At 61.7% G+C, this 21,346-nt stretch carries 25 protein-coding genes; 21 read left to right on the top strand and 4 right to left on the bottom strand.

The window, feature by feature from the left end:
• The first annotated feature begins 3 nt into the window (after positions 1 to 3).
• From FJ490_RS02245 to FJ490_RS02320, 17 genes are all read left to right on the top strand, one after another.
• Complete coding sequence (locus FJ490_RS02245) at positions 4 to 489, top strand: DnaT-like ssDNA-binding protein (RefSeq protein ID WP_140767633.1); 486 nt, start codon at positions 4 to 6, stop codon at positions 487 to 489.
• Positions 490 to 870: a hypothetical protein gene (locus FJ490_RS02250; protein WP_140767634.1), complete on the top strand. Its 381-nt coding sequence runs from the start codon at positions 490 to 492 to the stop codon at positions 868 to 870.
• Between the two features lie 3 nt (positions 871 to 873).
• Complete coding sequence (locus tag FJ490_RS02255) at positions 874 to 1,914, top strand: head morphogenesis protein (RefSeq protein WP_140767635.1); 1,041 nt, start codon at positions 874 to 876, stop codon at positions 1,912 to 1,914.
• Positions 1,914 to 2,363, top strand: a complete 450-nt coding sequence (locus tag FJ490_RS02260; RefSeq protein ID WP_246676247.1) for an HK97 gp10 family phage protein — start codon at positions 1,914 to 1,916, stop codon at positions 2,361 to 2,363. The genes FJ490_RS02255 and FJ490_RS02260 overlap by 1 nt, the downstream gene beginning before the upstream one ends.
• A 1-nt stretch (position 2,364) precedes the next feature.
• Positions 2,365 to 2,778 carry a DUF4128 domain-containing protein gene (locus tag FJ490_RS02265; RefSeq protein WP_140767636.1) on the top strand — a complete coding sequence of 138 codons (414 nt, stop codon included), beginning with the start codon at positions 2,365 to 2,367 and terminating at the stop codon, positions 2,776 to 2,778.
• Positions 2,779 to 2,833: 55 nt separating this feature from the next.
• Positions 2,834 to 3,568, top strand: coding sequence for a hypothetical protein (locus FJ490_RS02270; RefSeq protein ID WP_140767637.1), 735 nt, complete (start codon positions 2,834 to 2,836; stop codon positions 3,566 to 3,568).
• A gap of 12 nt (positions 3,569 to 3,580) precedes the next feature.
• A complete protein-coding gene (locus tag FJ490_RS02275; protein WP_140767638.1) occupies positions 3,581 to 3,769 on the top strand; it encodes a hypothetical protein in 189 nt (62 codons plus the stop codon).
• Complete coding sequence (locus FJ490_RS02280; protein WP_140767639.1) at positions 3,766 to 4,113, top strand: hypothetical protein; 348 nt, start codon at positions 3,766 to 3,768, stop codon at positions 4,111 to 4,113. Before FJ490_RS02275 ends, FJ490_RS02280 begins: the two co-directional genes overlap by 4 nt.
• 83 nt (positions 4,114 to 4,196) lie before the next feature.
• A complete protein-coding gene (locus FJ490_RS32535; RefSeq protein ID WP_181171852.1) occupies positions 4,197 to 4,352 on the top strand; it encodes a hypothetical protein in 156 nt (51 codons plus the stop codon).
• Between the two features lie 4 nt (positions 4,353 to 4,356).
• Positions 4,357 to 7,446, top strand: coding sequence for a phage tail tip lysozyme (locus tag FJ490_RS02285; RefSeq protein WP_140767640.1), 3,090 nt, complete (start codon positions 4,357 to 4,359; stop codon positions 7,444 to 7,446).
• A gap of 3 nt (positions 7,447 to 7,449) precedes the next feature.
• The gene (locus FJ490_RS02290; protein WP_140767641.1) at positions 7,450 to 8,202 is read left to right on the top strand and encodes a hypothetical protein; all 753 of its coding nucleotides are present in this window, start codon (positions 7,450 to 7,452) and stop codon (positions 8,200 to 8,202) included.
• Between the two features lie 2 nt (positions 8,203 to 8,204).
• A complete protein-coding gene (locus FJ490_RS02295) occupies positions 8,205 to 8,837 on the top strand; it encodes a hypothetical protein (protein WP_140767642.1) in 633 nt (210 codons plus the stop codon).
• 8 nt (positions 8,838 to 8,845) lie between these two features.
• Positions 8,846 to 9,253 carry a hypothetical protein gene (locus tag FJ490_RS02300; RefSeq protein WP_140767643.1) on the top strand — a complete coding sequence of 136 codons (408 nt, stop codon included), beginning with the start codon at positions 8,846 to 8,848 and terminating at the stop codon, positions 9,251 to 9,253.
• Positions 9,238 to 11,523, top strand: a complete 2,286-nt coding sequence (locus FJ490_RS02305; RefSeq protein WP_140767644.1) for a hypothetical protein — start codon at positions 9,238 to 9,240, stop codon at positions 11,521 to 11,523. Before FJ490_RS02300 ends, FJ490_RS02305 begins: the two co-directional genes overlap by 16 nt.
• A gap of 77 nt (positions 11,524 to 11,600) precedes the next feature.
• Entirely contained in the window at positions 11,601 to 13,598 is a 1,998-nt protein-coding gene (locus FJ490_RS02310; RefSeq protein ID WP_140767645.1) for a hypothetical protein, read from the top strand.
• A gap of 75 nt (positions 13,599 to 13,673) precedes the next feature.
• Positions 13,674 to 14,906, top strand: a complete 1,233-nt coding sequence (locus FJ490_RS02315; RefSeq protein ID WP_140767646.1) for a glycosyltransferase family 4 protein — start codon at positions 13,674 to 13,676, stop codon at positions 14,904 to 14,906.
• On the top strand, positions 14,903 to 16,477 hold the full coding sequence (locus tag FJ490_RS02320; RefSeq protein WP_140767647.1) for a glycosyltransferase: 1,575 nt from the start codon (positions 14,903 to 14,905) through the stop codon (positions 16,475 to 16,477). Before FJ490_RS02315 ends, FJ490_RS02320 begins: the two co-directional genes overlap by 4 nt.
• A gap of 128 nt (positions 16,478 to 16,605) precedes the next feature.
• Here FJ490_RS02320 and FJ490_RS02325 read toward each other — a convergent pair whose 3' ends face one another.
• The gene (locus FJ490_RS02325; RefSeq protein ID WP_140767648.1) at positions 16,606 to 16,983 is read right to left on the bottom strand and encodes a hypothetical protein; all 378 of its coding nucleotides are present in this window, start codon (positions 16,981 to 16,983) and stop codon (positions 16,606 to 16,608) included.
• Between the two features lie 57 nt (positions 16,984 to 17,040).
• Here FJ490_RS02325 and FJ490_RS32540 point away from each other — a divergent pair, with 57 nt between their 5' ends.
• From FJ490_RS32540 to FJ490_RS02345, 4 genes are all read left to right on the top strand, one after another.
• A complete protein-coding gene (locus FJ490_RS32540) occupies positions 17,041 to 18,225 on the top strand; it encodes an N-acetylmuramidase domain-containing protein (RefSeq protein WP_181171853.1) in 1,185 nt (394 codons plus the stop codon).
• Positions 18,222 to 18,518 (top strand): DUF6527 family protein, encoded by a 297-nt coding sequence (locus FJ490_RS02335; RefSeq protein WP_140583699.1) that lies wholly within the window; start codon positions 18,222 to 18,224, stop codon positions 18,516 to 18,518. Before FJ490_RS32540 ends, FJ490_RS02335 begins: the two co-directional genes overlap by 4 nt.
• Positions 18,518 to 18,817, top strand: coding sequence for a hypothetical protein (locus tag FJ490_RS02340; protein ID WP_140583700.1), 300 nt, complete (start codon positions 18,518 to 18,520; stop codon positions 18,815 to 18,817). Before FJ490_RS02335 ends, FJ490_RS02340 begins: the two co-directional genes overlap by 1 nt.
• A 149-nt stretch (positions 18,818 to 18,966) precedes the next feature.
• Entirely contained in the window at positions 18,967 to 19,362 is a 396-nt protein-coding gene (locus FJ490_RS02345) for a hypothetical protein (RefSeq protein WP_140583702.1), read from the top strand.
• Between the two features lie 198 nt (positions 19,363 to 19,560).
• Here the strand turns inward: FJ490_RS02345 and FJ490_RS02350 are convergent, their stop codons facing one another.
• From FJ490_RS02350 to FJ490_RS02360, 3 genes are read right to left on the bottom strand one after another with little or no spacing between them, the layout of a single operon-like run.
• Complete coding sequence (locus FJ490_RS02350; protein ID WP_140767649.1) at positions 19,561 to 20,286, bottom strand: SOS response-associated peptidase; 726 nt, start codon at positions 20,284 to 20,286, stop codon at positions 19,561 to 19,563.
• 9 nt (positions 20,287 to 20,295) lie between these two features.
• The gene (locus FJ490_RS02355) at positions 20,296 to 20,676 is read right to left on the bottom strand and encodes a hypothetical protein (protein ID WP_140767650.1); all 381 of its coding nucleotides are present in this window, start codon (positions 20,674 to 20,676) and stop codon (positions 20,296 to 20,298) included.
• Entirely contained in the window at positions 20,676 to 21,263 is a 588-nt protein-coding gene (locus FJ490_RS02360) for a hypothetical protein (RefSeq protein ID WP_140767651.1), read from the bottom strand. Before FJ490_RS02360 ends, FJ490_RS02355 begins: the two co-directional genes overlap by 1 nt.
• Positions 21,264 to 21,346: the final 83 nt, after the last annotated feature.

Genomic DNA, 21,346 nt, shown 5'->3' on the forward strand with positions numbered 1-21,346 from the left:
ACCATGGCCGGCTACGGGACCGATGACGCCCTCAAGGCATATTGGGACGCGGCCGGCTATACCTATGCGGCGGATGCCCCGTTTGCTGCTCTGCGGCAGCGGGGCAGCGCCTACATCGACGGCACATATGGGCTGCGGTTTTCGGGCCAGCCGACGGGTGGCATTGCCCAGGAACGGGAATGGCCGCGCACCGGCGCAACCGCCTATGGCGCCGCGCTCGCGTCCGACCTGATCCCGACAAGGGTTGAGCAGGCCAGCTATGAGGCGGCCTACATCGAATTGAAGAAGCCGGGATCGCTGTCGATCTCGTTCGACCCGTCCAAGAAGGTTAAGCGCCAGAAGGTCGAGGGCATCGAGCGCGAGTTCTTCGAGCCGACCGACGATGGCAACATCTTCGCGCCTGACGCGCCTGTCTCGACCATCATCGAGGGCCTGTTGGCCCCGCTGATCGGGCCAGTGTATGGCCTGCCGGCCATCATGGTGGTGTGAATGGCCGGTTTCTATGACGACATGGCCGAGATGGTCACCGAACTGCTCCAGCCAGACGCTGACGGCGGGCTAGGGCAGGGCACCGTGCAGTTGAAGCGCGAGACGCCCGGCGTTGTCGATCCTGACCAGCCATGGGTGCCGGTTGAGCCGACGGTGACGACATGGCCGCTCGATGCCGCGGTGCGCCGTGTCTCGCAGAAATATGTCGACGGGACGCTCATCGTGGCTACCGACAACCAGGTCACGTTCGCCGTGCCTGCCGTTATGCCCGTCATGACCGACCTGCTCGTCCTCGACGGTGCAGAACTGGCGATGAAGGATCTGCGCCCGATCCCGCCGGCAGGGACCGTGGTCGCGTATATCGCTTTCGTGGCGGGCTGATCGATGCTCGTCCGCCTCACCCCTCGTCAGCGCTTCGATATCCTCGTCTCGCAATTCGAGCCGGCTGTTCGCGCCGCCTTCATGGAAGCGATCGACGACATCACCAGCAACATCGTCCTGCGCCGGATCGTGGAGCGCCTGGAGCGAGGAGACATCAACGGCGCGATCGCGGCAATGCACCTTGACCCGACCGCCTTCCGGCCGCTGGATGAGGCGATCCGGGCGGCTTTCAACGGCGGCGGAGTGGCGACTGTCGAGGGCATGCCAACACTTCGCGATCCGTCCGGCCACCGCATCGTGGTGCGCTGGGATCCGCGCAATCTGGCGGCCGAGCAGTGGCTACAGGCTCATTCAACGCAACTGGTCACCGGCATCGTGCAGGACCAGCAGACCGCGATCAGGACGGCGCTGGAGACAGGCTTAAGCCGAGGCGACAATCCGACCAAGACGGCTGTTGCGGTCGTCGGTCGCGTTTCCACCGTCACCGGGCGGCGAGAGGGCGGCATCATCGGCCTGGCGGGTCCGCAGGCCTCATTCGTGGCCACCGCGCGCGAGGAACTGCTATCCGGCGATCCGGCGCAGATGAGGAACTATCTTGAGCGGAAGCGGCGCGACAAGCGGTTCGACAAGACCGTGGCCAAGGCGACCGCCGACGGCAAGACAGTCCCGGCCGCCATGGTCGACAGGATCACCGGCCGCTACGCTGACAGCTTGTTGAAGCTGAGAGCCGACACCATTGGCCTGCATGAGACCTTCGCTGCCTTGGGCGCCTCGAAAGACATCGCGTTTCGCCAGCAGATGGAGAAGGGCAATCTTCGGGCCGATGTGGTCACGAAGGGCTGGAAGCACACGCCGCAGGAGCACCCTCGAATGCAGCACGTCGCCATGCAGGGGCAGGTGGTGCCGTTCGATCAGTCCTTTACGGCGCCAGACGGCACGTCTATCCCGTATCCGCATGCACCCGGCGTGCCGACCAGGCACACGCTCGGATGCAAGTGCTTCGCAGAATACAAGATCGATTTCGTCGCCCAGCTGGTGCGGTGATGGCGTCTTTTGCCGCAACCGTCGGCGACTGGTGCGCCAAAGTGCCCAACGCGCTGGAGATCGTGTTCAAGGAATCGGCGCAAGAGCTTGTTTCGCAACTCGATCAGCTTCTCGCCGACGAGGTCTACGCGAAGCCGCAGCCGCCAGGGTACAAGCGCACCGGCTTCCTCCGGGCCTCGCTGATGGCGTCGACTTCGGCAATGCCGACGCTGTCGCGAAACAATCCCGGCGCACCAGTGCCGGCCGATCTAGGCGACGTCATCTTGGTCATCAATGGCGCTGATCTCGGCGACACGATCTATCTCGGCTACACGGCAAACTATGCAGCCTATGTCCACTATGGCGCCAACGGCACGACACCGCGGCCTTGGGTGACGCTGGTTGCGCAGCGCTGGGTCATGATTGTCGAGGCCAAGGCGGCCGAAGTGAAGCGCAGGCTGGGGCTCTGACATGCCGAGTACCGAAACCCAGATATGGCTAGCGCTGAAAGGCCGGGTGCAGACCCTCACGTTGTCGCCAGTCCTGCCGATCGCATGGCCAAACGAGGATTTCACCAAGCCGATCACCGGATACCTACGCGTCACCCACGTGCCGAACATCAACCGCCGGCTGTTCATCGGCTCAACCGATCCTCACCAGCGGATTGGCCTCCTCCAGATCGATGTCTTCGCCAAGAAGAACCAGGACGCGTCGGTCGCAGCGGAGATATCAGGGCACGTGGCGGCGTGGTTCCCGACCGATCTCCAGATGCCATACGGGGCGATATCACTGCGGGTGACCAAAGCCCCGGACGTCGCCCAGCCCATAGCTGACGATACCCATTGGCAGACGCCGGTGACGGTTTCTTACGAAGCTTTTGCCTGACGCCATAAGCCGCCCCTGGCGAGGGCACCCCACCTAAACTGAAAAGGAGGCAGCAATGCCTATTAAAGTGTCCCCTGTGGCGGGCAGCCGCTTCTATATCGGTTCCGCGCCCATCGACGTCCCCGATGTCGATGTCGTCGAGGCTGATTTCGCCAGCGTGTCATGGATCGAGGTCGGCCAGTACGAGACGATGGGCAATTCCGGCGATGCCGCCCAGGGCAACTCTGTCACGCTGCTCAACCGCCGGCGCACCTACAACTGGAAGGGATCGCGACAAGCCCCGCAGCGTTCCGACAATTTCGCTCTGAACGTCAATGATCCCGGCCAGTTGGCGATGATCGCGGCGGAGCAGACCGACTACAATTACCCGTTCCGCATCGTTCTGAATGGCGCCCCGATCCCGAAATCCGCGGCCGCTACCATCACGATCGCCGCGCCTGGTGTCGTGACATGGACCGCGCACGGTCTCGTGGCCGGTACTAAGGTCAAGTTCTCGACTACGGGCGCTCTGCCGACCGGCCTCGTCGCCGGCACGGAATACTTGGTCAAGGCTGTTCCGGACGCCGACACGTTCACGCTTTCCGCAACCAAGGGTGGCACCGAGATCACCACGACTGGGACGCAGTCTGGTGTCCACACCGCCACGACTGTTCCGACCGGTCCGGAACGGCTGTTCATGGGCATGGTGGCGGGCGCCGAGGAAGGCATGGGCGGCGCGAACAATGCCCAGATGCTCAACTGCACCGTGCTACCCAACACCAACTATGTCCGCGTCGCGGCGCTGGGCTGATAGGAGGTCACCATGAAAGTGTTCAATCGCGGCACCGAGGCTCAGAAGCTCTCCCATAAGGGCCAGGAATACCTTCTCGCCCCCGGCAATCACGTCGAGCTCGAACTTACCCATGCCGAGGCCAAGGCCATGCCGTCGCTCTTCGAGGCAACCGGGACGCCGATCAAGGCGCCCAAGGTCGAACCGGAGAAGAAGGCATGAGCAAGCCAGCATTGGGCGCCGGGAATGTCGATATCGAGCTCGACGGCGAGAAGGTGACGCTTCGCCCCTCATTGCAGGCGGCGCAGTCCATTTCGCGCCAGAGCGGCGGCATTTCCGGCGCCGTTCGTGCGGTCGGGCAATACGATTTCGACACCATCGTCGCCGTTGTCACGCTCGGCCTCGGTCTGACTGGCAACGAGGCCAAGGAAGTGCCGAACCGGGTTTATCGAACCGGCCTCACAGATCTGATCGGGCCGGTCTCCACCTATCTGACAATCATCGCCAATGGCGGGCGGCCGATGTCGGGAGGAGAGGGATCTGAGGACCCTCAGCAAAACGGATAAGCCTTGCCGAGTACTACGATGATCTGGCCGAGAAAGCCCTTGGCTGGCTCGGCTGGACTGAGGACCAGGCCCTCAAGTCGGACGTGAACGCCATCCTGATCGGTCTGAACGGGCGTGGCGACATGATCGATTCCATCCTGCGCGCCGTGTTCGGTGGCCGCGACGAGCCCGAGGTCGAGGATACCCAAGACGCTGAAATGACAGAAGCCAGGTTCGACGCAATGTTCGTGAGAGGGTGAGCCTGTGACCGTTGCAGAACTCGGCTATAAGATCGACAGCTCGCAAGCTGTCACGGCGAAGGCCAATCTTGAAAACATGTCGGCCGCCGCGACCAAGGCGGAGGCGGCGCAGAAGAGGCTATCGACCGCCTCCAGCGCGTCCAATGCTGCTTTGGCCAAGATCGCGTCCGGCGTCGATCAGGCGAACGCCACGCTGCTCAAGCTGGCGACACTGGCCGAAGGCGGCAATGCCTCTCTGGTTAAGCTCGTCGCGACGGCCGAGAAGACGAACACGACCCTCGCCAACATCGGTTCAGGCTCGGCCAAGGTCGTTACCGGCATTGGCCGAGTAGCCCCGGCTGCGGACAAGTCGACGAAGGCGTTGAACGACAATGCCAATGCGGCGCGACTCACCTCATCGCAGATGCTCAACCTCTCCCGCCAGGGCAACGACGTGATCACCATGTTCGCGCTCGGTGCGTCGCCAGTACAGATATTCGCCTCGCAGATCGGGCAGGTTTATGGCGCGCTGGAAGAAGGGCCGGGCGGGCTGCGAGGCTCATTAGCGGCTGTTGGGACCGCAGCCAAGTCGGCCGGACAGGCTTTGCTCGCCTTCATGGTGACGCCAGCCGGCCTTGCTGCTGGCGCCGGCGTGGCAGCCGTTGCCGGTCTCGCCACCTACATCATCTCGACGCGCAAGGAGGTGAAAGGCCTCGACGTCCTGCTGAAGGATCATGCGGCCGTTCTCAGGGGCATCGGCGACATCTATGGAACGATCGCGGACAAGGCCAAGGATGCGTTCTCGGTATCGAGCTTGAACGGGCTGCAACTGTCGTCATCGGCGACGCAGGCCGGTCTCGGCATCCAGGTTGCCAACCAGACCCAAAGCGCGATGTCGGATCTCGGGCGCTTCGTGAGCCCCGGCAAGAGCGCTGGCGGTTTCTTCAGTGTTGCCGGGGAGTTCCAGCCGTTCGCTGACGCGATTGAGCATCTGCGGAAAACCGCCAAAGATGGGACGCCCGACATCATCGGCTTCCGCAAGATGGTTGAGGACAAGTGGGCGCTTGACCCGAACAATGCCGCCTTGACGACCTCCGCCGGCAAGCTGATGGATTTGACAAAGGACGCGGATGCCGCGGCGCGCGCGCTCAAGCAGTTGCAGATTGCGCAGGAGGCTTTGGCGAAGGCTGTCGGCCCTGGTGGCCTACCTCTTCGGCGAGGCGCACTCAGCACCGAGAACATGGGCGCATATGAGCAGTACCAGGCCGCCGGCTCGGTGTCGGCCTCTCGTGCTCAGCAGGCATTCGATGCCCAGAGGCAGGGACTGTTTGCCCGATCCCCGGCGGAATTGGCGGCGGCGGCGCGAGCTCAGGCTGGCGCCCAGTACAACGACAACGAGAACCCAGCAGAGCGCGCGCGCCGGATCGACATGGCCGGCCAGCAAGCCGCCTTGGCCGCGCAGCACGCCTTGGACGAGGCACAGAAGGACCGGAAGCGCTCGCTCGACCAGACGCTTGCCTCCCAGCAACTCGATCTTGACCTGATCGGCAAGACCGCCGGCGCGGCCGAAGCGATGCGCATGCAGTTCCAGTTGACGCAGCAGCTTCGTGAAGAAGCGGCGCGCAACAATGTGCCCGTCGACCAGCAGGAACTCGACCTGATCAAGCAGAAGGCTGACGCCTATGGCGAGATGGCCGATCAGATCGCGCGCGCGCAACTTGGCAATGATCTGGCCTTTGAGCGGTCGCAGCAGTTTCTGAGCAAGGATGAGCAGACGATCGCCTCACGCCTTCGCGGCACCGGCATCGGTATGAATTCGCCGGAAGCCGGCCAGATGCGCGACATGACCAGGTTCGGCGAGGCGAAGGACATGGCGTCTGGGTTCCTCAACGGCTTCAAATCCGAGCTGCTGAACAGCGGCGGCAATATCGGCAAGGCGCTGGGGACCTCAATCCTGAACGCCCTCACGAACTCGATGGACAAGGCCTGGTCGAAGATATTCGATCAGCTTGCCACAGCCTTTGCGTCGGCGCTGACGGGACAGAAGCCGGGCGGGAGCGGTCTTGCCTCGGCCGGAACCAGCGTGGTCGGATCGATCCTTGGCGGGGCCAACGACAACTATGCCCCGGGCGCGGTTACACGCGCGCCGCTGGCCGCGGTCGGCTCTGGCGGCGTTGCCGCGCAGGCATGGAATTTCTTCAAGTCGAAGGGCCTTGCCGATCACCAGGTGGCCGGCATTCTCGGCAACATCAGCGCGGAATCGGCATTCAAGCCGACGGCGATCGGCGATGCAGGCAATGCGTTCGGGCTGTTCCAGCACAATGACCGCGCCCCGCAGCTTCTGAGCGCCATAGGCGGCAAGGGCAATCTCGGCGACGTGCAGGGTCAACTCGATTTCGCATGGAAGGAGTTGAACTCGTCCGAAAGCGGGGCGCTCACCCGTCTCAAAGCCGCCCCGGATGTCCGTTCGGCCACAGCGGCATTCGCCGGCTTCGAACGGCCTCGAGGCTTCTCGCTCGCCAACCCTGAAGGTGCAGACAACTTCTCCGCTCGCCTTTCCGGCGCTGAGCAGGCGCTCGACAAGTTCGGTGGCACCGCCGCTAAGGCGACCGGGAGTCTCGGTTCCTTGGGCGAGGGGATGGGGAAGATGGGCAGTGCACTCAGCCAGTTTCCCACGGCGCCCGCCGGCGGCGGTGGCGGCGGCTTGCTCGGATCACTGTTTGGCGGCTTGAGCTCCGTGTTCAGCGGGACCAAGGCGTTTAGCTTTCTCAGCGCCAATCCAGGCGGCTATGTCGGCCTCTATGCCGATGGCACCGAAAACGCGCCTGAGGGCTGGGCGTGGGTTGGCGAGCGCGGTCCCGAACTGAAGAAGCTCCGTTCTGGCGACGTGATCCGCAGCAACCCTGCCTCGATGCAGATGGCGGCAAACCAGAACCGCGGCCAGTCGCAGGGCAAGGTCGAGCTTCACGTCCACGTCACTGGCGCAAGCGGCGATGATCATGTCCGCACGCTGGCCAAGCAGGGCGCCCAAGAGGCGATTGGCGAGTATCACCAGGGCCAGGTGAATGGCGGTTTCGGTGACACACAGCGTCGCTACACTTCACAGAAAGGATAGGCGATGGGGTACATCAATCTCCCCACGCTCGACGTCAATTTCTTGAAGCCGGCTAGATTGTCCTTCGACACCAAGGGCGGCGGGTTGGAAGGTGGGCGCAACGGCCTCGGCGAATCGATCACGATCGAAACCAGCGGAGGGGGCGTTCTTGTCGGCTCCTACGAGAATTGTGTCGTACGGGCCCGCGAAGAGCATGAATACATCAATTGGATCGCGGCGCGCATGAACAGCTCGATCCGGTTTATGAATGTGCCGATCCTATCGGACTGGGTTGGGCCGTTCCCGGTCATGAACGGCGTCCCGCGGTCGGTCATCACTCGCATTCCACATTCGGACACGTCGCTTTTTTCCGATGGTGCTGGCTATAGCCAGGCGACGGTGTTCGGCACCATGGGTGCAACTGCGGCGCTCAATGCTGGCCAGATCACGCTGAACATCTACGGCGCCGAGCGCAATCTGCGCTGGTCCGACTGGTTTTCGATCTATCACCCGACCAAGGGATGGCGCGCTTATCGTTACTGGGAGAGTTCGGATCCTGTCCCGGTGACTGAAACCGTTGAGGGCGTGGCCTACACAGGTTCGCAATACGTGCTGTCGCTCGATCGGCCGCTGCGCGAAGCGGTGCCGGCAGGAACGCGAATCGAGTTCGCGCGGCCGCGCTGCGTCATGAAGTTCCCGTCCAGCTTCACGCTGGCTTGGGAGGCTGAGGGCTGGTGGCAGTCGACGCCCTCGATCCAGTTCGTGGAGGGCTTCTAGTCATGGCCTGGCAGGACCTGATTGGCTCCTACTCCGTCGACTATGTGCCTCAAGAGGTCGTCGATCGCATGGGATCGAGCCATATACTTGGCATCTTCTTCCGGCTCGACAGCGATCCCGGCCTGCATATCTGGGCAGGCGTCAACGACATCCCTGCCGGTTTCGACAGCCTCGACGAGGATGGCACCGTCTATCTCGGCGGTGGCAGGCTGCTCAACATCCCGACGCTCGAGGTGCTCGTCAACGGCCAGAGCTCCAGCGTGGAATTCGGGCTATCCGGCATCGATCCGGATACCGCCGCCAATGTTCTTGACACCATGCCAGACGTTCGCGGCAAGGATTTGAAGATCGGCTTCACCACGCTGGATGACTACTACCAGCCGACGACGCCGATCGTTGCGCTCTGGACCGGAACGGCGTCGCATCCAACCGAATCCATGCCGCCAGTCTCAGGGACGGACAACCCGACCACGACGCTGACGCTTGCCGTGGTTTCGGGATCAAACACCAGGTCGCGCGCCTCGCTGGTGCTTTGGTCAGGCCCGCACCAGAAGGCGATGTATCCGACCGACAAGTTCTGCGATGGCACCGCGCGTCTGGCGCGCGGCGTCGCGCCGGCATGGCCGAATTACTGAGGCACCCGATGACGCTGGAACAATATATCCGGTTGCCGCACCGCTGGCAGTGGGGGTTCACCGACTGCACGCTGTTCGCGGCGGATTGGGTCATCGAAGCGACTGGCAAAGATCCAGGCGCCGATCTGCGCTGCACCTACTTCGATGCCGACGGTGCGGAAGCCATCCTGCGGGCCGCCGGCGGCTGCGAAGCCCTCGTTGGGTCAAAGCTCGGTGCCCTGGGCTTCCAGCGCGTCCAGCAGCCACAGGACGGCGATATCGGCATCATCAGCGCCATGACCGGCTTCGACGCCGGCGGCATCGCCATCAAAGATATCCCGGCGATCAAGTTTGGCCCGCTCTGGGCGGTGATGTCGGCACGCGGGGCGATGGTGAAGCATCTAGACTGGACCGGCGTGGCATGGCGCATAGCGTGAACCCGTTCGACGATGCCTTGCGCCAGGCGCTGGCCAAGGTTTCGCGAGCGCGCACCTACAATCCCGGCATCGGCGCCTTCGAGACCGCGTCGACGCAGGAGATCATCGCTGACGGGTGGCATGGGGGATATCGTTGGCCCGTCCGCAAGGATCCGATCTTCACGCCGATCTTCACCGCCATTCTTGGCTCTGGCGGGTTCACGCTTTTCGGCACGACTGTCTCTTATGCGGCGATCGCCTCGGCTATTGCGACAACAGCCATCGTCGCCGGCGTGCAATACCTGCTGACGCCGAAGCCGCCGAAGCCAGAGGACGGCCGCGCGCCACTGACGCAGCCGATCCCTTACCGGTTCTGGGGCGTCGGGGAGGCCAGGCTTGCCGGCGCAATGATGCTTTGGGAAGCGGTCGACAACCGGATGTACTCGGTGCAGGCCATCGTCGGCCATCGCATCAATGCCTACACCGGCTACTACCTGAATGACGACAAGGTCGAGCTCGACGGCAACACCGTCATCAGTCCGGACGGCGACCGATACGCCAGTGCCGATCCTGTGCGCATCTACCGGCGACTGGGGCTGACGCCGGAAACCGCGATTGCCGAAATCGTAGATGATCTGGGCGCCGAAGGCGTCTGGACATCAGACCATCGAGGCGACGGCCAGGCGTCGGTCGGCATGACATGCCGCGCACCAGGTGCGGAAAACTTCCAGAAGCGGTATCCGTACGGCAAGCCTGCTCTGTCAGTCGTCGCCGAGCTCGCGCTGTGCTGGGATTTTCGCGATCCGGCACAGGACCCGGAAAACCCGGGGACATGGCTCTTCACCAAGAATTCTGCCCTGATTCTGGCGTGGCACGAATGCTTCAACCCGTTCGGCACCAAGCGTGATTTCCGCAAGGCGTTGCTGCCGGTTCTCGACATGTGGCAGGAAGAGGCCGACGTCTGTGATGAGGATGTGCCACGTGCCACCGGCGGCACGGAGAAGCGCTACGAGTGCGGCGGCTTCGACACCACTGACCACGACCCGAAAAGCGGCACAAATGCCATCCTCGCTTCCTGCGATGGCTGGATGTGCGAGCGCGGCGATGGCGCGCTGCTATTCGTCGCCGGCAAATTCAGGGAAAAGTATGTCGCCACGCTGACTGATGCCGATATCGTCGGCCACACCGTGCAGCACGATGTCCTGTTTGAGGAAGAGGTCAATCAGTTCATCCCGAAATTCACTTATCCGGCCACCGATTTCACGACGACCGACACGGACTTTTTCGAAGATACGCCGGCCCAGATCGAAGCCGGTCGCGTCTTGCCACAAGACGGCAACTATATCTGGGTGCAGCAATGGCGGCAGGCTCGCCGGCTCGGCAAGCGGGAGTTCGCGCGTCTGCGGGAGAAGAAGCGCGGCACGTTCGACGTCCGCTTCACCGGCATCAACGCCGTTTACGCGCCATGGGTCAGGCTGGCGACACCGCGGCGGCTGCCTTCGATGGATGGCAAGCTGATCGCCAACCGCCGGTCGGCCCTGTCGGTCTCGCGCGGCGGTTTTCAGATGACATGGATCAAGATGCCGGGTTCCGGACCGGAGATCGACGACTGGAACCCGGCGGTCGATGAAGGGGCTGCGCCACCCGTGCCGGCGAAGCCGGTTTCGGACGGCATCCCGAAGCCGATCATCGATACCGCGGCGGCAATATCCGGCAGCGGGACCGTCTACATCCGCCTCGCCTTGGTTGATCCGAACCGAAGTGATCTCACGCCGGCCCTGCGCTATCGCGTCGCCGATGTGGGCGGCGGTGTTCCTGGGGCCTGGATCGAGCAGAAATTCCCCGGGATCGCACCGGATGCCGGTCTCATCGTGCTGAACACCAATCCGGTTCCCGCCGACACATCGATCAACATCGAGGCCGTCTATATCGGGTCGAACGGCAGCTATGGCGATTACTCCGATAGCGAAACGGTGGTCTCCACCGTCGACAACACACCGCCGGCCGCCGTGTCGGGTGTGATTGCTACTGGCGGCGTCGGCCAGGTTGCCTTGACCTGGAATACCCCGAACTCCGGCAATTATGTCGCCACCAACATCCGTCGGAACACCGTCAACACTGAGGGCTCGGCAACCGTGGTCCGCACCGAATACGGGGCGCCGTCGTCGTCCGATGCCTGGACCGACACCGCGCTCGCCGCCGGCACCTATTACTACTGGCTGCGCTCGGTGAACGGCTCTGGCGTGGAAAGCACGTCCAGCGTCGCCACCGGCCCGAAAGTCGTCACCTAACCCCAGCCCGTCAAAGCCTCGTCCACGAATTTTCACCCTTGCCGTTCCGGTGGGGTCTCCAGCCCTGGAGCTTTCGCATGCCTGAACTGATGAATACGATCATGGCCGATGGGCCGTCCTCCAATCCGTCTCAGCCGGTCAAGGCGTTGTTGCGGGCATGGGGTACTTGGGTCGAGGGCATCATCACCGCCTTCCTGTCTAATGGCGGTCTCATCTATGACACCAAGGCGCACATGGACGCCGATCTCGCCCACGGCGCCAATTCGTCAGCATGGGTGGTGAGCGATGCGACGGTCGCCAATAATGGCATCTACCGCAAGCTCGGCGCCTCCGGGGCAGGATCCTGGACGCGCGTAGCTGACCTGCCATACAGCTTCATCGCGGCGACCGATGCCGGCGCCGGGACGGCCAACGCGATCGTGGCGACCACGAGCATTCCGTTGCCATCCGCGAATGGCGCGGCGCTCATCTCGTTGAACATCTTCGAGAACAATACCGGACCTGCGACCGTATCCTTCAACGGTGGCGCCGCGCTGACCATCAAGACCAATGCCGGCAATGACGTGCAGGCCAACTATCTTGTCGCCGGCATGATCGTGGCCGGCTACGTGTCCGGCTCGACATTCCGGCTCATCTCGGAAATCGGCACCGCGGCAGACCGGGCCGCCGCCGAGGCGGCTGCCGCCGCGGCCGCTGCCTCGGCAGCGAGCATCAACCTGCCAGCGATATCTGCGGCGGATGCGGACAAGGTTCTCATCATCAAGCCGGATGGCAGCGGCTATATCGCGGACAAGATCGCGGCGGCGAATGTTGTCGCAACCGCGACCGACCCACTCCGCATCACCATCGGCAATGTCACCAATCCGGCTCGATTCGGAACATGGGACAAGACTGGTGCTGTCGACGGAAGCGCCGCATTCACGGCGGCGGTGGCCTCCAATAAGTTTGTCGAACTCGGCGACGGTGACTTTAAGATTTCTACAAAGGCGGTGATTGCCAACAGTCAGCGTCGGGTCATTGGCGCGGGCAAGGCCATAACGCGACTGATAAGTTCCCACGCTTCAAACCATGTGATCGAAATTGCTGCCGGATTGAGCGACGTCATTGTCGAGGATTTGACGACGACCCGCATCGTTGCGCCTTCGGTCGGCGCGGCAGGCATCGGGGCGCTTGGGCAACTCAGCACATCATGCATTCGCAGGGTATCGAGCTTCGCAAGCTACTACGGCATGCTGTTGCTCAGCACTGGATATTCCCAGCTGCAAGATATCTTCCTGTCGAACAATACTGGCGATGGGCTGAGAATCCAGAACACTGCGGCATCGGGACCATGCCAGTGGTATATCGATGGTTTGCTCAGCCAGGCGAACGACGGTATAGGCATCAGAGTTCAATCGGTGGCCGGTCCAGCCGGTCTTCTGCTTGGCGACTGGCGCGGCGTCAGGACTTTCGCGAACAGCAGTTTCGGCATCGCCCTTCAAGGGCTCGTTGGCACGCCAGTCTATGGAATGCGCTTGCATGAGAGCTTCCTGGGGACAGACGGCAATACCGAATTGTACCTGGACACCTACGGATACGGGCACAAAATCCACGACGTCTTTATGGAGATAGCCGGGACTGGCCTTACAGGTTCAGCTCTTACAACGCCTGCATCCGGCGTCGGTTGGGGTATTTTGGGCACGGCGCATAACGATGATATCCGCGCTACGGACTGCACCATATCCGGGTGCTCGTCTGGCGGGTTCTACTCGGAAGCCACTCTAACCCGAGTTGCGACGACATTGTTCAAGTCGATGGGCACAGGCGTCAACATTGCTGATGGCGGCAAGTACCGCGAAAACGGCTGCGATTTCGTCTCCGTGACGACGCCACGAACGTTTGTCGCCAACCCCTACAACGCGCACATCGTTGGATCCGGGTCAAGCTTGGCCAGCACGACGGGAGCCAACCCGAATGCTACTCGCATCCCGGCAGGCGTCACTATCGGCGTGGCTACGGCAGGCGATCCGTTGGCCGGAGGCATGAATGTCGCAGCGGGTCTGTGGAAGAACAACACGGCATATGCGAACCCGTAAGAAACATTCAGGTTGTGTGTCCAATCTTCCCCGCGCTATAGAGCCACATCATCTTAGGGGGCGAGACGGCAGACATTGCTCAAGCACATCACGATCTTTCTGCCGATCCCGTATCGGGGCGGCTCTCTGCGTGTCACCAAAACCATTGCGCGCATGATCAGCAAAGGCAGCCAACATGCCGGAACACCGTGCCGCGTCAGAGTGGCGGTGCTGGCGGGAGAATACGATCTGGAGACCGTCTTTGCGGACCTCGTGAACGATGACATCGAGGTTCGAGAATTCTCTTGGCGAACGATATCTCGAAAAGAAGTGGCCGCCATCAAACGCAACCAAGGCGAAAGTGCTGAATTGGACTTCGATCAGTATCAAATTCCAGACGACGGAATTGATAACTGCATCGATTCTGATTGTTGGCTAATTGTTTCTGACCGTCTTGCAATGCCGCTGGCTCCTGTAAAACCGCACATCGTGTTCGCGACCGACTATATCCAGCGGTATATCCCAGGAATTTTTCCGAAGTCAGGGTGGGGAAAGATTGACCATTCGTTTCTTCAAGCCGCTCGCCTTGCCACCGCAGTGATCGCCACAACTCCCCAAACTATGCAGGATGCCATTACATATGCTGGCGTTCCGGCTTCGAAGGTACATCTAGCGCCGATGGATTTCGACCCGACTTGGATGTCAGTTGTGCACTCCGCCCAAGAACCAAAACGGCCGTACATTGTTTGGCCGACCAATCCAGCGCAGCACAAAAACCATGTCCGAGCAATTGATGCGCTGATCCGCTACTACGAGGAACTGGAAGGTGCTCTGGATGTCAAAATTCTAGGCCCAAACAGCCGATGGCTTGACCCCAAATTTGGTGTCAATGCCCAAGTGATGGCTATAGACTATGTCAGAGATCTGCGAACGAAAATCGCAGATTCGCAGGTCATCAGAAGACATGTGCAATTTCTCGGGGAGCTATCCGACGACCGCTATGCGGCTACGCTGTCCGGGGCCGCATTCCTGTGGCACCCCACGCTGATCGACAATGGAACTTTTGTCGTTGCCGAGGCCGCATGGTGCGGGTGCCCGTCTCTAGCAAGCGGCTATCCGCAGATGAGATACATCGGCGATAGGTTTGCTATCCCAATGGAGTTTTTCAATGCGTCTTCAGTACAAGGTATGGCGAACGCTTTGAAATATATGGAGAGCAAGGCCGATGAAATCAGGCTCAGGCTCCCGAGCCGAGAGTCGCTTGCAAGGCATTCCTGGCAAAACTACGCCTCCGAATATTGGGACATACTTCACAGGATATTCGCGTGAAAAGGCTTGGTGTTTTCCTTGGCTTCACTCCTAAGCAACTCGCTCCACATGAAGGGATATCAAGGCTCATCGCCTTCATTGTGAAGGGTGCGGTTCAGTCGAAAGGCATTTCAGTCACGATCGCGGGTCCGTCTTGGTTGAAGGGCGAGATCATCGCGTTGCTGGACGACGCAGGGATCGACCGCAAGAGCATTGACATCGTCACCACGGCGGGCGAGCCCTACATCGTTAAGATCTGGCGGCTATGGGCATACCTCCGAGCGTCACCTGACAAAGCACGGCCGCGGCGGTTTCGACTTAAGCGCCTGTTGAAGAAATCACTTTACCTGGTGGTATCGTGGCTCTCCACGACATCCACTGTCGTCTTCGTCCTCGGCGCCATTCTTCTGGCAGCTTTGGCTATTTCATTAGCCGTACCTGGCATTGTCGTCGCCTTTTCTTTGGCGGCGGTTTTTCTGGCAAAGCGAGGCAGTGGGCGCGTCATGCGCCATCCGCTCGCCTACCGACTATTGCGGAAGTACAGGGCCACAAAGAAGAGAGCGATAGTGGCGATGGGCATAGTCGACCGCGTCCGCGAGGCGGAGCTATCGCGATTGATACGCAAACTGAATCGGCGTAAAGACATCGATGTCTGGTATGTGCCGTCGATGTTTTGGCCGGAGGTTGCTGCGCTTAACAGCAGGGTGGTAATGGCGGCGCCCGATATTGTCTTCTACGAGCACCCAGCTCAGTACACCGGGGAGGACTTCGAGGGTTCCCTTGAGCGAATTACTGCGAGCCTGGCGGCGGCCGATCATCTGATCAGCTATAGCGACTACGTGAAGCAGCATCACATCGTAGAACAACAAGGCATCCCAGCCAGTAGGGTATCCGTGATACGCCATGGAATCATCGATACTCGCGACATCGAGGGGGACAAGGGGAGCAAAGAAGGAGCGCTCGATGTGCTTCACGGCTACCTAGATGAAAAAAAGAACATCCTGCCGGAATATTTGGACGGTTTTCGGTTCGACGATGTGCCCTTCCTGTTCTATTCCTCGCAGGTGAGGCCTCACAAAAACATCGAAGGTCTGATCGCCACGTATGAGAAGGTCCTTCGGGAGCACTATCGCCCGGTCAAGCTTGTACTCACTGCGAAGATTGCCGGGAATGAGCGCATCCGCGACTTCATTGCGGATCGTGGGTTGCAGCGAGACGTGATCTCTCTTCCTTCGGTGCCAAACAATGTGCTGGCAGCGCTGTATCGGCTAGCCGCATTGTCGGTGACGCCAACGATGTTTGAAGGTGGCTTCCCGTTCACGTTCTCTGAAGCCTACTCCGTGGGTACGCCATCCGTTATGAGCCGGATTCCTGCGGTGAGCGAAGTCATACAGGACAAGAAGCTGCTCGATCTAATGACTTTTGACCCGCGCGATCGGAAGGATATGCTGAGCAAGATATTGTGGGGGCTGGATAACAGAGACGAGTTGCTGGCTGCGCAGCGTCCGCTATTTGAAGCCCTCTCAGATCGAACCTGGTCGAAGGTGGCCGACGAGTATTTGGACCTGATGCTTTCCGTGGGTGCGAAATGAAGGGCAGCGACAAGGCCCCCGACTATGAGCAGGTCAAGGCGGCACTGGCCGCGCACCATGAGCTGATGGTTAGCATGCAAGCAGAGTCCACGGCCATGCAGATGGTTATGACCGGCTTGTTGATGGAACTAAATAAGCGGGAAGGTGGGAAGCAGGCGATCTCTGCCGCCTTCGATTTTGCCGCCGATGTCGCGGTTACGGTCGCAAGCGGCCCGCAAAAGCACATCACTCAGAAAAATGCGCTCGCTTTGAAGATGCTGGATCACTGGCGGAAGATGTTTCAGGCCTAATTCGGCCCGGCGCAGCACGTTCAGGATCAAGTCGGCGTCGTTGTGATCGCCGCTCTCCATCACCTGCCATAGGCCATCAACGCGCATGAGGCGCCCGCCGTCATAAGTGTGAATCTCGCCGGCAGACGCGGCGACCTCTTCGCGCATGCCGGCGCGTAGCTCCAGCCACGGCTTGGGCAGCGAAAACCAATCCCCTCGGGGTTCGTCGTATCTCATCCCTCTGGCCCTCCCCGGGGCCGACCATAGCCAATCATCATCCCGAAAGGAAACCCCATGGACACCTTGTTCAAGGGCGCGGCCGTGCGCCTGAAAGACATCGACATTCCGCGCATCGGCGCCGAGATCGGCGTGGGCGAGGACGAGCTGCACGCGTTCATGGATGTCGAGGCGGCCGGATCCGGCTTCGACGGCGCCGGCCGGCCCAAGATGCTGTTCGAGCCGCACGTCTTCTATCGGCTGCTTGGCAAGGGCGCGAAGCGCGACGCCGCGGTGAAGGCCGGCCTTGCTTACCCAAAATGGGGCATGAAGCCATATCCGAAGGACAGCTATCCGCGCCTGGTCAAGGCGATGGCGGTCGACGAGGCGACAGCGCTGATGGCGGCATCCTGGGGCCTGACCCAGATCCTCGGTGAAAACCACCGCGACGCCGGCTACACCTCGCCGCAGGCGCTGGTGACGGCCTTCATGGCGTCGGAAGCCAATCACCTCGAGGCGACGGTGCGGCTGCTCGTCGCCTGGAAGGTCGACGACGATCTGCGCGCGCACCGCTGGCCGGTTATCGCCCGCACCTGGAACGGGCCGGGCTACAAGCAGAACCTCTACGATACGAAGATGGCCGCCGCCTTCGCCAAATGGCAGAAGATCAGGGACACGCCGTTTGCGCCTTCGGCTGCGGCTGGTCCGGCAGTTGCAGCCCTTTCGGCGACGATCGACACGGCTGCCTCTGCCGACAAGGACACGATCGAGCGCGTGCAGCTGCAGCTAAAAGGTCTCGGCTATACCGAGGTCGGCAGCGTTGACGGCAAGGTCGGCACCATGACCGCCACCGCCATTCGCGCCTTCCGCGCCGAAAACGGCTTGCCGGCCGCCGACGTCATTGATGACGAGCTGCTGCTGGCCCTCCAGAAGGCGAAGCCGCGCCAGATCGCGCCGGAGCGCAGCAACGCTCCGGCTGACGTGGTGCGCGACAAGGTGCCGGAAGTGAAGGCCAACTGGCTGTCCAAGGTAGGAGGCTACATCTTCGGCATTCCGGCGGCGATCGGGGCGCTGGTCAAGCCGACGCTCGACAACATTCCGGCCGCCAAGGAATACATCGACCCGCTGACCTCGATCGCCAGCGACGTGCCTGGCTGGGTGTGGCTCGCCGGCGTTGCCGGCATTGCCGGCGCCCTGGTGCTGGTCGCGCGTCATGGCGAGCAGAAGGGCGTCGAGGCGTTCCAGACGGGGGCGCGGCGATGAGCGAGGTAAGGACGCAGCCGGTTGTCGCCCAACTGGTCGACACCATCATCGACGGCCCTGCCGGCAGCATCAAGTTCTATGACGCCGAGGGCCACTCGCCATCGGGCTTCCACTTCCAATGTCCTTGCGGATGCGGCGACATCGGCGCGGTGAAGTTGGCTGGCGCTGGCGCTTGGACGTTCTGGAACGGCTCCCGCGACAAACCGACCGTCAGGGAATCGGTGGCTCTCACGACGAATGGCGGGCCGCATTGGCATGGCTATCTCACCGATGGCGTCTGGGAGAGTTGCTGATGCTCGAGCTCCTCACCGTTGCACTGAAGAACTGGAAGCTGATCGCGCTCGGCGCGCTCATTGCCGCGGTGCCCGCAAGCTACCTGGTCGGGCACTGGAAGGGCGATTCCCAGGGTTATAGCCGCCGCGTCGCGGAAGTCGCGGCGGCGGATGTCAAAGCCGAACTCGAAAGGAAGGGCGACAATGCGAAGCTCGCTGGTATGTCTGACTATGATCTTTGCGTTTCTGGCCTGCGCGGGAGCGGCATGCCAGTCGACGCCTGCGACCAGCTGCGCGGGGTTCCTCAAAGCAAGCCTTAGCCCGGCCGGCACGGTGGCGCTGATCGGCGCCGACCGGCCTGGTTACGAGCGCGTGCTGGGCAACGACCGCAACGGCCAGCGCCGCGGCTGCTGGAAATAACGACAACAGTGCATCAAGGGGCTTGGGAACGTTGAGCGAGGATAACCAGATGCCGAACACTTCGGAGAAGATTGCAGACAACGTCCTTCTTCTTGCAATAGCGCGCGTATCGATGGCGCTCGCGATGCCGACGCTCGGTCTCATCGTCTTTTTCGGATCGCAATGGCTGGACGGGCGTATAGACGCCGTCACCAAGACGGCCAATCAGGCGAACGTTGCGGCCGACAAGGCCAACGATGTCGCCGCCAAAGTGAATGACCGGCTGATCGCGGTCGAGACAAAGCAGGTGCAGGACATGGCCGCCAACGAGCGTTTCCAGAACGGGACGCTGACCAGGCTGGACCGGGTGCAGGATAGCATTGTCGGCCTCTCAAACGCCGTTGCGGCGCTTACCGCCACGCTCCAGGCTGTGGCGGAGGAGCGCGCCAGGAGCAAGCCGCCGTAGCGCCCGACCATTTTCCCGACGCCAGCAATATGATCGCCCGTCTCGGCTCACGCCGGGCGGATTTATTGCGTTTTACGCGGAACAAACCGGCTGCTTGCCATGTTGCAGTCCCGGAAGCTTGGCGACGACAACTCCCCAGCTCCCGCAGCCCGTCTCGCTCCACGGCAATGGCTTCGAGACGGGCTGCTTGCGTTTTGGCTATGCCTTGATGTTCGGTGCCGGCGGCTTCACGGTCGCCTGCGGCGCCTGCTGCGGGAATTTGATCTGCGTCGCTGGCTTGTCGACCATCACGAGGGCATCGTCGGGCGCGGGGCGCTGCAACTTCTTCGCTTCCGACCAGGGCGCGGTAAGCCAGGTCTCGATCTCTTCCTGGCTCGTCAGGATCACCGGCATAGCCTTCTCGTGGATCGGCTTGACCAGCGCGTTGGGCGCGGTCGTCATGAAGCCGTAGAGCTCAAAGTCGCCCGGGCCATCCTTGACCTTGCGCACGCCATGCCAAGGCGTCCAGAGGCCTGCGAAGAAGAACAAGGGACGCTCCTCGTTCAGCGCGAACCAGTAATTCCGCTGGATACCGGTTTCGGGGTCTTTGTCGCCGGGCGTTGGGGACGGCTCGGCAAAGCTGGTTACAGGAACCACGCAGCGATGCTCGATCCCGACATATTGCTGCCAGTGGCCGTACTGGGGGTTTCGTATGTTCGTGGTGCCGTAGTCGGCAGCGCCTTTCACGCGCTCGGCAGGCGTCGGCATGCCCCAGAGAAGGTTGGCCACCTCGCGCTGCCCATCTTGAGCGTTCCGAACCACCGGGCCCGGCCTGTTCGGGTAGATGTCGAGCGACGGTTCCAGGTTGCCGAGGACGTCGCGCAGCGCGCTCGTCCACTGGCGTATGGCCTCCTGGCTGGTCGTGAGATTGTAGAGATTGCACATGTCTTGCCCCTAATTGCGCAGAATCTCGGGAACGCTCAAAGGCCCAAGGTCGAGGATGCGCTTGTATTCGCCCGTGCGGCGCCAGACACCCCGGATCTTCCCACCCTCTCGATCGCGTTTGGGATCGAACACGTCGCCGCCAAAATGGTCAAGGAAGGCCTTCGCCGCGGCGGGGTCGGCGAAGCAGTGGATGCGATAGTCCTCATATTTGCCGCTCGGCCATATCGCCTGCACCCGCCTTATCTGAGGCTTGACGCCGATGTCCTGGCAGAACTGCGTGATCATGGTCAGGTTCCGGTCCGTGCAGATGTCATCCGGCAAGGCAACCTGGTGCGGCCAATCCCGGTCGATGACCGATGGCGCCGGCGTGACGCGATTGCGTTTCGGCATCAGTGTATGGACGGCTTCTCGGTAGCTGCCTCTAGCGCATTGATTGCGTCGCGCACAGCTCGGCGCTTCGGTTCGATCGGCTCATCCGGGCGGAGATGGGAATGGGAGAGGGCGGCAAAGGCCATAGACAGGTCGCCAATAAGGTCGCGCATTGAAAGCTGGTCGACGACCTCGGCAGCAACCCGCCAAGCCAAAACCGCGTCCTCCCCGTTCAACGTGTCCTTGCCATCTTGCTCGAGATGTTCGCGAAGCATCGCCAGCGCTGTCGAACGATCGGCGAGTTGCGTCTCGGGATCGGTCAACAACTCGAGCCTTACCGATATGGGCTTGCGGCTCTCCGGCCAGCCGTCACAACAGGCCTCCAATGCTGCCCTATGAGCTTGCCCCCAAGCACTTGCGGCGCGGGACGCCGAATGGTCAGGACCATCTTCGGGCGGACCGTTGATGTCCCAACCTTCAACAACGAAGGCACCGTAAGCGGCTTCCTCGGCAGTGAAACCAGCGCGTTCTAGCGCTTCCTCTGCTGCCGCCAAGCCTCGCGAAATTTCCTCGGGCGATGCGCCCGGAACTGACAGAACGAGGTCCATGTCATCCTCCTGTGGCTATCCTGCCGATAGTGAACGAAAAGAGAACATTGGAGTCAAGCCCCTCTTGACGTGGCAGGAATATG

This window comes from Mesorhizobium sp. B2-5-11 (genome assembly GCF_006440835.1).
In the GTDB taxonomy this organism is placed as follows: domain Bacteria; phylum Pseudomonadota; class Alphaproteobacteria; order Rhizobiales; family Rhizobiaceae; genus Mesorhizobium.

Excerpts from the sequence above, each read along its gene's own strand:
- FJ490_RS02250 (WP_140767634.1), top strand. The coding sequence starts at position 490 with ATGGCCGGTTTCTATGACGACATGGCCGAGATGGTCACCGAACTGCTC.
- FJ490_RS02355 (WP_140767650.1), bottom strand. The coding sequence starts at position 20,676 with ATGCCGAAACGCAATCGCGTCACGCCGGCGCCATCGGTCATCGACCGG.
- FJ490_RS02300 (WP_140767643.1), top strand. The coding sequence starts at position 8,846 with ATGACGCTGGAACAATATATCCGGTTGCCGCACCGCTGGCAGTGGGGG.
- FJ490_RS02295 (WP_140767642.1), top strand. The coding sequence starts at position 8,205 with ATGGCCTGGCAGGACCTGATTGGCTCCTACTCCGTCGACTATGTGCCT.
- FJ490_RS02310 (WP_140767645.1), top strand. The coding sequence starts at position 11,601 with ATGCCTGAACTGATGAATACGATCATGGCCGATGGGCCGTCCTCCAAT.
- FJ490_RS02360 (WP_140767651.1), bottom strand. The coding sequence starts at position 21,263 with ATGGACCTCGTTCTGTCAGTTCCGGGCGCATCGCCCGAGGAAATTTCG.
- FJ490_RS02340 (WP_140583700.1), top strand. The coding sequence starts at position 18,518 with ATGCTCGAGCTCCTCACCGTTGCACTGAAGAACTGGAAGCTGATCGCG.
- FJ490_RS02265 (WP_140767636.1), top strand. The coding sequence starts at position 2,365 with ATGCCGAGTACCGAAACCCAGATATGGCTAGCGCTGAAAGGCCGGGTG.
- FJ490_RS02325 (WP_140767648.1), bottom strand. The coding sequence starts at position 16,983 with ATGAGATACGACGAACCCCGAGGGGATTGGTTTTCGCTGCCCAAGCCG.
- FJ490_RS32540 (WP_181171853.1), top strand. The coding sequence starts at position 17,041 with ATGGACACCTTGTTCAAGGGCGCGGCCGTGCGCCTGAAAGACATCGAC.
- FJ490_RS02270 (WP_140767637.1), top strand. The coding sequence starts at position 2,834 with ATGCCTATTAAAGTGTCCCCTGTGGCGGGCAGCCGCTTCTATATCGGT.
- FJ490_RS02255 (WP_140767635.1), top strand. The coding sequence starts at position 874 with ATGCTCGTCCGCCTCACCCCTCGTCAGCGCTTCGATATCCTCGTCTCG.
- FJ490_RS02335 (WP_140583699.1), top strand. The coding sequence starts at position 18,222 with ATGAGCGAGGTAAGGACGCAGCCGGTTGTCGCCCAACTGGTCGACACC.
- FJ490_RS02305 (WP_140767644.1), top strand. The coding sequence starts at position 9,238 with ATGGCGCATAGCGTGAACCCGTTCGACGATGCCTTGCGCCAGGCGCTG.
- FJ490_RS02290 (WP_140767641.1), top strand. The coding sequence starts at position 7,450 with ATGGGGTACATCAATCTCCCCACGCTCGACGTCAATTTCTTGAAGCCG.
- FJ490_RS02345 (WP_140583702.1), top strand. The coding sequence starts at position 18,967 with ATGCCGAACACTTCGGAGAAGATTGCAGACAACGTCCTTCTTCTTGCA.
- FJ490_RS02280 (WP_140767639.1), top strand. The coding sequence starts at position 3,766 with ATGAGCAAGCCAGCATTGGGCGCCGGGAATGTCGATATCGAGCTCGAC.
- FJ490_RS02350 (WP_140767649.1), bottom strand. The coding sequence starts at position 20,286 with ATGTGCAATCTCTACAATCTCACGACCAGCCAGGAGGCCATACGCCAG.
- FJ490_RS02275 (WP_140767638.1), top strand. The coding sequence starts at position 3,581 with ATGAAAGTGTTCAATCGCGGCACCGAGGCTCAGAAGCTCTCCCATAAG.
- FJ490_RS02245 (WP_140767633.1), top strand. The coding sequence starts at position 4 with ATGGCCGGCTACGGGACCGATGACGCCCTCAAGGCATATTGGGACGCG.
- FJ490_RS02260 (WP_246676247.1), top strand. The coding sequence starts at position 1,914 with ATGGCGTCTTTTGCCGCAACCGTCGGCGACTGGTGCGCCAAAGTGCCC.